Genomic DNA, 9630 nt, shown 5'->3' on the forward strand with positions numbered 1-9630 from the left:
CTTTTACTCCTTACTTGCTGCAGATTTTTTAGATAAATTAAATGATTGCCAATCATAGCTCTTCGTTACTGAATTCGCACCTGACTCAGGCCGCAAAGTCACGATGACTTGCTCTGGAGTAAACTCGGGCGGTAACTCAATAATCCCCTCGAAGCGCTGATAATACTTCAAAGAAAAGTGATTAACATCTTGATTCTGCTCAGTGGATTTCATGCGCAGGCTATCAAGTTGTAGATTTACTTTCGCACCCGCTTTTAAACCTTTGATCTCTAGATTGTAGCGACCCGCCACACCAGCCTCATTGCCACGCACATTCGCCAGCACTAACTGATACTGATAAAAACGTTCATGCGGTAGTTTATTGCCCTCTAGATCAACCAGACGCGGCTTTAACCCAAAGTGCCGAATAGATAAACCAGCCTCAACATCTTTCGGGGAAAGAATCTCTTCATAGAGCAGCAAATTGTCTTTTGCATTCGCTAACTCTGTTTCAGCGAGCTCTAGTTTTCGCTGTAACTCTACATTGGCAGTCGCTTGAACTTGTTCAGAACGGGTAGCAGAGGCGGCTTGGCTTTCGAGTTTAATGATGTGTTGCTGTTGCTCTTCCAATAAGCGCGCTTGCTCATTCATTTTGCCACGCAGGGAAAGCGCTTGTGTGCCACTTGTGGAATCAACAGGGGTTAAATACCCACTGACATATAGCCACGCGGTCACCACTAATAACAGTAATAATAAAACCACTAACAACGGCCAACAGAGATTGCGTTGGCGCGCTGCCTGTAATTGCACAACGCCTCGGTGATCGATTCGATACTCAAGACTCATACAAGTTTAACGTAGTTTATCAAGGCAATAAGCCCGGACTTAGCAAACCAGTGGTTTCTGGATAACCAAACATTAAGTTCATATTTTGCACAGCCTGCCCCGCAGCACCCTTAACCAGATTGTCTATTACTGAAAGTACTACCAAGCGCTTGCCACCTTGAGGTTGATGTAACGCAATCCGACAAGTGTTCGCACCACGCACTGAACGTGTTTCTGGATGGGATTTAAAGGGCATGACATCGACAAACGCTTCACCTTGGTAACGCTCTTCATAAAGTGCTTGTAGGGAAGTCGCATCTTGACCACTCGCGGTCAAATCTGCATATAAAGTCGCATGAATCCCGCGAATCATCGGCAGCAAATGGGGTACAAAGGTTAAATCCACTGGCTTACCCGCAAGCTTAGTTAAAGTTTGCGCGATTTCAGGTTGATGGCGATGCCCAGAAACCCCATAGGCTTTGAAACTATCGGCGGATTCACAAAGCAAATGCGCTACGCTAGCCTTACGCCCTGCTCCACTTGCACCCGATTTAGTATCGGCAATAATGTCTAAATCAACTAAGCCTTGTTCAATCAGTGGCACTAAACCAAGCGTCACGGCTGTTGGATAGCAGCCCGGATTTGCAATCAAGCGCGCTTTAGCAATCTCAGCTCTATTCAATTCAGGTAGGCCATAGACTGCTTCTTCAACCAGCTCTGGGCAGGCATGTTTCATTTCATACCATTTTTCCCAGACATCAATATTCTTGATCCGAAAGTCTGCCGCCAAATCAATGACTTTAGTGCCTGCTTCTAATAAAGCCGGTGCACTCTTCATTGCAACCCCATTGGGGGTGGCGAAGAATACCACATCATTATCTGCTAATTGCTCGACTTCAGGCGCTGTGAAATCTAAGTCCAAAAAGCCGCGCAGATTGGGGAACATCGCATCAACTCGCGTACCTGCGTTTTCACGCGAAGTCACTTGGCTGACACGCACTTGCGGGTGATTGACCAATAAGCGTAATAGCTCGACACCGGTGTAACCGGTAGCCCCAACAACAGCAACCTTTTTCACAGTAGTCCTTTATCTCTATTCATTAGAATCTTTTGTATAATACCCCATCCTTTTTGATTCACAAGTTTTGACTATGAAACTCGATATTAAAGCTTTATTGATTTTGGCGGTGATTGTTGGTGCTGGCTTGTTCTTTTTGTTGATGCCAAGTAAGGGCACACAAGCAGCCCCCAATGCCGAACTTACCACGATTGACGGCACTAAAATTGCCACTGAGCAATTGAAAGGTAAGCCCTACTTAGCGGTATTTTGGGCCACTAGTTGTTCGGGCTGTGTGAAAGAAATCCCACAGCTAGTTGAGCTACAAAATGAATTTGGCAAAGATGGCTTCAAGATTTTAGCTATTGCCATGGAATACGACGAACTACCTTTGATTAAAACCATGCGTGAGCAAAAAGGCATGAACTACGACATCACTTGGGATCAAGGTGGTGTGCTGGCTAAAGCCTTCGGTGGCGTGCGCGTAACCCCGACCAATTTTTTGGTATCCGGTGATGGCAAAATCGTCCTCCAGCAATTAGGCGATTTTAAAGTCGACGATATGCGCGAACGCATTAAAACCTTGCTCTAAAACTTAGGAAGATTTATGTACGAATGGATTAGAGCCTTCCATATCATCTTTTTGGTGACATGGTTTGCGGGTTTGTTTTACCTGCCACGTTTATATGTTTACCACGCAATGCCAGAGAATCACTCTAGCTTTGAACTCTTCAAAGTAATGGAACGACGCTTATTCGGCATTATGACGATTGGGGCAGTGCTTACAGCTGTATTTGGGATTTGGATGATTATCCTTAGTGAGGGGGTAATTTTACAGATGGGTTGGTTTCACGCCAAAGCACTGCTAATCCTGTTTCTCATCGCTTATCATTATTTCTGCTGGAAAATCATGCTAAATTTCCGTAGTGGCGAGAACCAGCATAGCCATAAATGGTATCGTTATTTTAATGAAATTCCGGGCGTACTGCTGATCCTGATTGTCATTTTTGCGGCGGTAAAACCCTTTTGATTAAAGCTTAAGTTTGGGCTTATTAATAAATTACTGCAGAGACTTAACCACATGAAACAACTACTCAGCTCAGTCGCATTAGCTATTTGCTTGACTGCTTGCGCTGGTATGCCAATGCCAGAAACGCACTCATCTCCAAGTGATGGCGAGCCACAATATGTATTCACGGGTACTGTTCAAGCCGCGAACCGAGTCGATATAGGTCGAGGGGCGGCCACGGGTAGAATGTTTACCTATCGCCTGAGTGTAGTGGTGCAGTATGTGGCGCGTGGTAATGATTATATAGAGCCTGCACAAACCATCTCGGTCGAAATCTTGCCTGACCAAGCTTTACCCGGTCAATATCAAACTTGCCAATTCGTTGCTAAAGAACGCCATCCAGCTTATGCCTCAGGCGTGCTCTTATTGAATACACGCATTCTGGATTGCCGTTAAGTAGTTTAATCCTGCTAAAATAAGTTAATGCTATGTTTCTAATAGGCTAGAGGCATAGCCTATTAAATTTGAAGTCCGCAAGCCTCAACTCCCTTAAAGCTTCAAACTTTATAATTTCGAAGTCTTATAACCCTTTTATAAAAAGTGTGCACCACATGAATTTGCGTTATTTTTTTGAGCTGATTGTTTTAGCAGCGCTCTGGGGCGCTTCTTTTTTATTTATGCGTGTCGCTGTGCCTGAATTTGGCCCCATTTGGTTAATTGCTTGGCGCGTTTTATTAGCTGGTTTAGTACTATTACCCGTTTTAATCCATCAAGGCTTACTAGCGGATTTGCAAAAAAATGCTAAGGCTTTATTGGTAGTTGGTATTTTTAATTCTGCTCTACCCTTTTTAGGCTTTGCCTATGCCACAACTATTTTAACCGGCGGCTTCACCTCAATTCTAAATGCAACTGTGCCTTTATTTGGGGTGTTACTAGTATTACTAGGTATCAATAAAGAAAAGCTATCTTCAGCACAAATTGGCGGCTTTTTATTAGGCTTTACGGGGGTCGGCATCCTTTTAGGCTGGCATACGTCTACTTCCAACCCTCACTTTTGGTTAGCCGTACTAGCGAGCTTAACAGCTGCCTTACTGTATGCGATCTCCGCTAATTACATAAAACGTAGGTTAGTCGGTGTTTCCTCAGTCGTGATCGCTGTGGGTAGCCAATTAGCCGCGACTTTAGTGTTTATTCCTTTATTGCCTTTTAGCCTGCCCGCCGCTTTACCCTCTTTAAAAGCCATTTTAGCGCTAGTGGCTTTAGCCGTTTTCTCGACTGCTTTAGCTTATTTAATGTATTTCCGCTTGATTCGGATGTTGGGTGCAGCCCGTGCTGTCACCGTTACTTATATGATTCCCTTATTTGCAATGATTTGGGGCACTCTGCTTTTACATGAGCCGATTACTTGGGACATGATTGTGGGTTGTGTGGTAATTCTCGCAGGTACAGCTTTGGCAAATGGGATATTTAGAAACTGGAAAAAGAATCAATACCCTATCAACAAGCTTTAAAGGTTGACAGCCCTTAGCGTAGCTCAGTGCTAATTGATCGATTTGAAATAGCATACACTACAGCTCCTGAATTTAGGCAATCATGGAGCTGTAGCTATGAGAATGATTAAGCGGTCACGAGCTTATTTTGGAAGAATGGCAAGAAGATCATAAGCATATTGATCGGCTTGTGCTATGGTAGAAACGCCAGCCTTCAATTGTAAACGTGCTTTTGAATACTGCCCAGCTTCAGCCGCGTCATCAGCCTCTTTAATTTTATCCTTAAGCGCTTGCAAGTCCGATACTGATAAACTTAGCCCCATAGCTTTTGAGGCCATGTCTACTTTTTCTTTTTCATTTTTTTTCTTTAGCTCCTCTATTTGTGCAGTGGCCTGTGCTAGCTGCGCTTGGAGTTGCTCACTAATAACAATAGGTTTATCCATAGCTGTACCCTCTACTTTCAATAAGTTAGAATAATTTTAATTTTTTTTAATATAGCAAAATGTTTATAAATTAAACAACTCATTTTGAAAAAAAATTAACCAGCTTAAGCTTGTGATGAGCGAGCTTACCTAAGAACCTGTAAAGCACCATCCTTCAGGTGGAGGTTAAGGCTATCGGCGCAAGCCGCTGAATCTTTGGATGAGCTTCTATTTATAGTATAATCAATAGCATGGCAGAAATAGCCCACCTCAAAACCTTAAAAGCTCGCATCAAGGATAAGCACAAACCTCTCCTTGAACGAATGGCGTTTGAGGTGAATCAGGTAACGAAAAGTACACCACCCAAGCCTGTTTGTGTTGCGGCTGCCTTAGCCCCCCACACCCCGAAAGGTAGAGCAGGCTTGCGAATAATAGAATGGTCATGCTCTGAGTATGGGGCGCTGCATGATAGAGATATTAATGCAGCACAGAACATTCTCGCGCTCGGACATGAGCGGCTCGCTGGAGGAATTCTCGCCCTTTCGGGTGGGGAAGATGTCAATGAAGCTGTGTTGCAGTGATGATCAATCACCCTGAAAACGAAGCTCTACAAAGCAAAACGCCGCTAAAAAGCGGCGCTCCAAATGAAGTAACCTAATAGGCTAGTACTTACTCACCGTCTCATCAAACACCAGCAAGCCCTCTTTTTCATCCACTTTAATCGTTTCACCCGGCAAGAATTTCCCTGCCAAGATTTCTTGCGCTAATGGATTTTCCACTTGCTGTTGAATCGCACGTTTTAAGGGGCGTGCACCATAAACAGGATCAAAACCCGCTGAGGCAATATGATCCATCGCTGCATCGGTAAATTCGATATTCAATTCGCGCGCAGCTAAACGTTTCCGCAAGTTATTCAATTGAATATCCGCAATCTGGCGAATTTCGGCCTGATCTAATGGATGGAAAACGACCACCTCGTCAATCCGGTTAATGAATTCGGGGCGGAAATGTTTACCGACCTCATTCATGACAGCAGATTTCATAGCGTCATAGTTTTTCTCGCCTGCCATGTCTTGAATTAGATTTGAGCCTAGATTTGAAGTCATCACGATTACGGTATTGCGGAAGTCAACGGTGCGGCCTTGCCCATCAGTTAAGCGGCCATCATCGAGAACTTGCAACAACACATTAAACACATCGGGATGTGCTTTTTCGACCTCATCCATCAAGATCACCGAGTAAGGACGGCGACGTACCGCTTCGGTTAAATAACCACCTTCTTCATAGCCGACATACCCTGGAGGAGCACCAATTAAACGAGCCACGGAATGCTTTTCCATGAACTCGGACATATCAATCCGCACCATAGAATCGTCGCTATCGAATAAGAAAGTCGCCAAAGCCTTAGTCAACTCCGTCTTACCCACACCCGTTGGCCCTAAGAATAAGAATGAACCACTGGGGCGCTTCGGATCAGACAAACCGGCACGTGCACGGCGAATCGCATTGGAAACAGCGGTTACCGCCTCTTCCTGACCGATGACACGTTTGCGTAATTCATCTTCCATGCGTAATAACTTATCGCGTTCAGATTCCATCATTTTGCTAACGGGAATCCCTGTCCAACGCGCTACGATTTCTGCGATTTCATCTTCCGTGACGCGATTGCGCACTAGTTTTGGCTGTTCGCTAGTAGCGCCTGCCGCTGTATCCGCTTGCTTTAATTGCGCTTCTAACTCAGGAATTCGCCCATATTGTAATTCGGCCATGCGCTGCAAATTGCCCGCACGTTTAGCAGTATCAAACTCAATCCGCGCTTGATCCAACTCTTCTTTGATATGGGTAGTACCTTGCATGGCCGCTTTTTCAGCTTTCCACACTTCACCTAAATCGGAGGACTCTTTTTCAAGGCGAGTAATCTCTTCCTGCAAATTATTCAGGCGCTTAATCGAGGCTTCGTCTTTCTCTTTTTTCAGCGCTTCCCGCTCAATTTTTAATTGAATCAAGCGCCGATCCAGAATATCCAATGCCTCTGGTTTGGAATCAATTTCAATGCGGATGCGTGAAGCAGCCTCATCAATCAGGTCAATCGCCTTGTCCGGCAAGTTGCGGTCGGTAATATAACGATGTGACAAAGTAGCTGCTGCCACCAAAGCGGGGTCAGTAATTTCCACCCCATGATGCACCTCATACTTTTCCTGCAGGCCGCGCAAAATCGCAATCGTATCTTCCACGCTTGGCTCATCGACCATAACTTTCTGGAAGCGACGCTCTAAAGCAGCATCCTTTTCAATGTATTGGCGATACTCATCTAAAGTGGTCGCGCCCACACAGTGCAATTCGCCACGTGCCAAAGCCGGTTTAAGCATATTGCCTGCATCCAAAGCACCATCCGCTTTACCTGCACCCACTAAAGTGTGAATCTCGTCGATGAACAAAATCACATTACCATCGGTTTTGGCGATGTCATTTAACACCGCTTTCAAACGCTCTTCAAAATCGCCACGGAATTTTGCGCCCGCCAACAGAGCGCCCAAATCCAAGGACAATAAGCGCTTGCCTTTAATGCCTTCGGGTACTTCACCATTTACGATACGCTGCGCCAAACCTTCCACTAAGGCCGTCTTACCGACCCCTGGCTCACCAATGACCACCGGATTATTTTTTGTACGGCGTTGCAGAATTTGCACCATGCGGCGAATTTCTTCATCGCGCCCAATAATCGGGTCAATCTTGCCTTGCTCAGCGCGCTCAGTAATGTCGATGGTATATTTCTGCAAAGCTTGGCGTTGATCTTCGGCATTCGGATCATTCACGGTTTGTCCGCCACGCATGGTCTCAATCGCCTTCTCCACTGCCCCTTTCGTAGCACCAGTTTCACGCAATAAATTGCCCAGCGTGCTTTTGTCTTCCAAGGCCGCTAACACAAATACTTCAGAGGTGATGTATTGATCTTTACGTTGCTGAGCGATTTTGTCAGTCACATTCAACAGGCGCGCCAAGTCATTCGATACCGATACCGAACCGGCATCACCGCCTGTTACGGTGGGCAAACGCTCAATTTCTTGACTCAAGCGCGACCGCAATTGGTTAACGTTCACATCGGCCTTGGTCAATAAACCACGCACTGAACCCCCGTCTTGATCCAGTAAAGCCGCCATTAAATGAATCGGTTCAATAAATTGTTGATCACGCCCTAAAGCAAGCGACTGCGCGTCTTGTAGAGCAAGTTGGAATTTGCTGGTCAGTTTATCCATTCTCATGTGGATTATCCCTCATAAAACTTTTTTAAAAGCTAACACTTTGACTATCTATGCATATAGGGGACAAAATCGGCAAATTCAAGGTAAGCGCTGATGAATTCCCCTATCGGCGGTCGCTGTATTTGCACTAATCTATGGCATAATCCCCTTTAAGCTGACCCAGCCAAAACAGGAATTTGAGTGAAACGACTGTTGCCCCTTCTGTCCAAACAAAGCGGTGAGTTTAAATTTTGGCATGTCCTCCTCATTGTAGTGGTGGTGGTAGGATTCGCCTTATTTATTAATGCTAAAGGTGCTAGCTTTTTCACCCGCACGATCCCAAATAGTTTTAATTTTAATAAGGGGCAGGATTACACCAACTATCAAGCGGATTACACAGAGCCTGTTGCATCCAATGCAAGTTATTACCGCGAACCTGAAGATACTGATGCTGATGTTTGGGTAACCGAACCCAATCCACCTCAACAACAACAACGCCAAAACACTCAAGGCCAAGTGCTAGAAGAATACAACGATAATCTATATAGCGACGATACGGGTGTGCCTAAGCCTAGTTATAGCTATGATCAGCAATACCCGCCACGCTTAAGTCGTGGCTATTACACAGTACAAGTCTTCACGGGCTATAACTCTAAACAGGCCTATGATTTACGTGCTGCTTTAAAAAAGGATGGTTATACCGCTGCCCATATTCGTGAATTACGCACCCGTAAAGGGGTATTATTTAAAGTTCGAATTGGGCGTTATAAAGAACGCTACACAGCTTTTGCGGTACGTGACCAATTACGCCGTCGCTATCCGCACACCCTACCGAATAGTTTTGTGATGTTAATTGAGGCTGAGTATCACTAATCTCTAGCAAAAATTTCATATTGCGCATTTTCTAAGCCTTGATCCGCACAAAGGCTAGCACCACGGTGCAATACATTCGAAGCGCGCATCTTGCCTGAAGCGTCAATCACTACCCCTTCTACTTCAGTCCCACAACGCTTGCTAGCAACTACCTCTTGAGTTGGTGTACCCACCACCGCTAAGACACGGCTCATTTTATCTCGCTGATACACTTGTACCGTATCGGTTCCAGGAGATTTAATAAAATAACAAGGGGCTTTGACTTTTAACCAAATCGGCTCGATTTTTAACTTTGGATGCTTGGCTTGCAGCTGACAACGCTCTGTATCAAACCATAATGATAAGGCTTGCCCCGCGATAGTCACTTGATCGGTGATATAGATAGACGAAGCACGTTCTGGGACTTTTAACTCTTGGATAACTTGCGTCGCTTTAACCTGTTTATCTTCACAGGCTGCTAATAGCAAAGCGCTCCCTAACCAGCCTAATAGCATTAAGGAAGGCACTTGCTTTGCCATTCTTAACTACTCCATCCTTGCAGTCGTTTAAGTTTGAACCATTTAGCTATCATGCGCTGTTTACCCGAAGTTTACTCATTTCAATACGAGCTGATGCTTTAGTTCTAGGTTGAGCTTATGAAAAAATCAATGAGTTTCATGAAAATACTTCTGAAGAAGATCATTAAGCTTGGTCTTCTTTGAAAAGTAAAATCGATTTATTCAGGTACGCATCA

General features: G+C 44.8%; 11 protein-coding genes. 6 read left to right on the plus strand and 5 right to left on the minus strand.

Annotation, left to right across the window (positions count from 1 at the left end; translation table 11 throughout):
- Nucleotides 1-3: 3 nt before the first annotated feature.
- Nucleotides 4-825, minus strand: coding sequence for a DUF6776 family protein (locus Q0230_RS04685; RefSeq protein ID WP_298608654.1), 822 nt, complete (start codon nt 823-825; stop codon nt 4-6).
- 19 nt (nt 826-844) lie between these two features.
- On the minus strand, nt 845-1882 hold the full coding sequence (argC, locus tag Q0230_RS04690; protein WP_298608655.1) for an N-acetyl-gamma-glutamyl-phosphate reductase: 1038 nt from the start codon (nt 1880-1882) through the stop codon (nt 845-847).
- Between the two features lie 73 nt (nt 1883-1955).
- On the opposite strand from argC, the gene Q0230_RS04695 reads away from it, so the two are divergent.
- The 4 genes from Q0230_RS04695 to Q0230_RS04710 all read left to right on the plus strand — a co-directional run bounded on the left by Q0230_RS04695 (nt 1956) and on the right by Q0230_RS04710 (nt 4381).
- Nucleotides 1956-2453: a peroxiredoxin gene (locus Q0230_RS04695; RefSeq protein ID WP_298608656.1), complete on the plus strand. Its 498-nt coding sequence runs from the start codon at nt 1956-1958 to the stop codon at nt 2451-2453.
- 15 nt (nt 2454-2468) lie between these two features.
- Nucleotides 2469-2891: a protoporphyrinogen oxidase HemJ gene (gene hemJ, locus Q0230_RS04700; protein WP_298608657.1), complete on the plus strand. Its 423-nt coding sequence runs from the start codon at nt 2469-2471 to the stop codon at nt 2889-2891.
- 51 nt (nt 2892-2942) lie between these two features.
- Complete coding sequence (locus Q0230_RS04705) at nt 2943-3326, plus strand: hypothetical protein (protein ID WP_298608658.1); 384 nt, start codon at nt 2943-2945, stop codon at nt 3324-3326.
- A 155-nt stretch (nt 3327-3481) separates the two neighbouring features.
- On the plus strand, nt 3482-4381 hold the full coding sequence (locus Q0230_RS04710) for a DMT family transporter (protein WP_298608659.1): 900 nt from the start codon (nt 3482-3484) through the stop codon (nt 4379-4381).
- A gap of 122 nt (nt 4382-4503) precedes the next feature.
- Here Q0230_RS04710 and Q0230_RS04715 read toward each other — a convergent pair whose 3' ends face one another.
- Entirely contained in the window at nt 4504-4803 is a 300-nt protein-coding gene (locus Q0230_RS04715) for a hypothetical protein (protein ID WP_298608661.1), read from the minus strand.
- 230 nt (nt 4804-5033) lie between these two features.
- Here Q0230_RS04715 and Q0230_RS04720 point away from each other — a divergent pair, with 230 nt between their 5' ends.
- Nucleotides 5034-5363 (plus strand): hypothetical protein, encoded by a 330-nt coding sequence (locus Q0230_RS04720; RefSeq protein WP_298608662.1) that lies wholly within the window; start codon nt 5034-5036, stop codon nt 5361-5363.
- Between the two features lie 81 nt (nt 5364-5444).
- Here the strand turns inward: Q0230_RS04720 and clpB are convergent, their stop codons facing one another.
- Entirely contained in the window at nt 5445-8045 is a 2601-nt protein-coding gene (gene clpB / locus Q0230_RS04725; RefSeq protein WP_298608663.1) for an ATP-dependent chaperone ClpB, read from the minus strand.
- A 180-nt stretch (nt 8046-8225) separates the two neighbouring features.
- Here clpB and Q0230_RS04730 point away from each other — a divergent pair, with 180 nt between their 5' ends.
- On the plus strand, nt 8226-8897 hold the full coding sequence (locus tag Q0230_RS04730; RefSeq protein WP_298608664.1) for an SPOR domain-containing protein: 672 nt from the start codon (nt 8226-8228) through the stop codon (nt 8895-8897).
- Here the strand turns inward: Q0230_RS04730 and Q0230_RS04735 are convergent.
- Nucleotides 8894-9415 carry a hypothetical protein gene (locus Q0230_RS04735; protein WP_298608665.1) on the minus strand — a complete coding sequence of 174 codons (522 nt, stop codon included), beginning with the start codon at nt 9413-9415 and terminating at the stop codon, nt 8894-8896. The genes Q0230_RS04730 and Q0230_RS04735 overlap by 4 nt on opposite strands.
- Between the last annotated feature and the right edge of the window lie 215 nt (nt 9416-9630).

It is taken from the genome of uncultured Thiothrix sp. (assembly GCF_937876535.1).
Classification (GTDB): Bacteria; Pseudomonadota; Gammaproteobacteria; order Thiotrichales; family Thiotrichaceae; genus Thiolinea.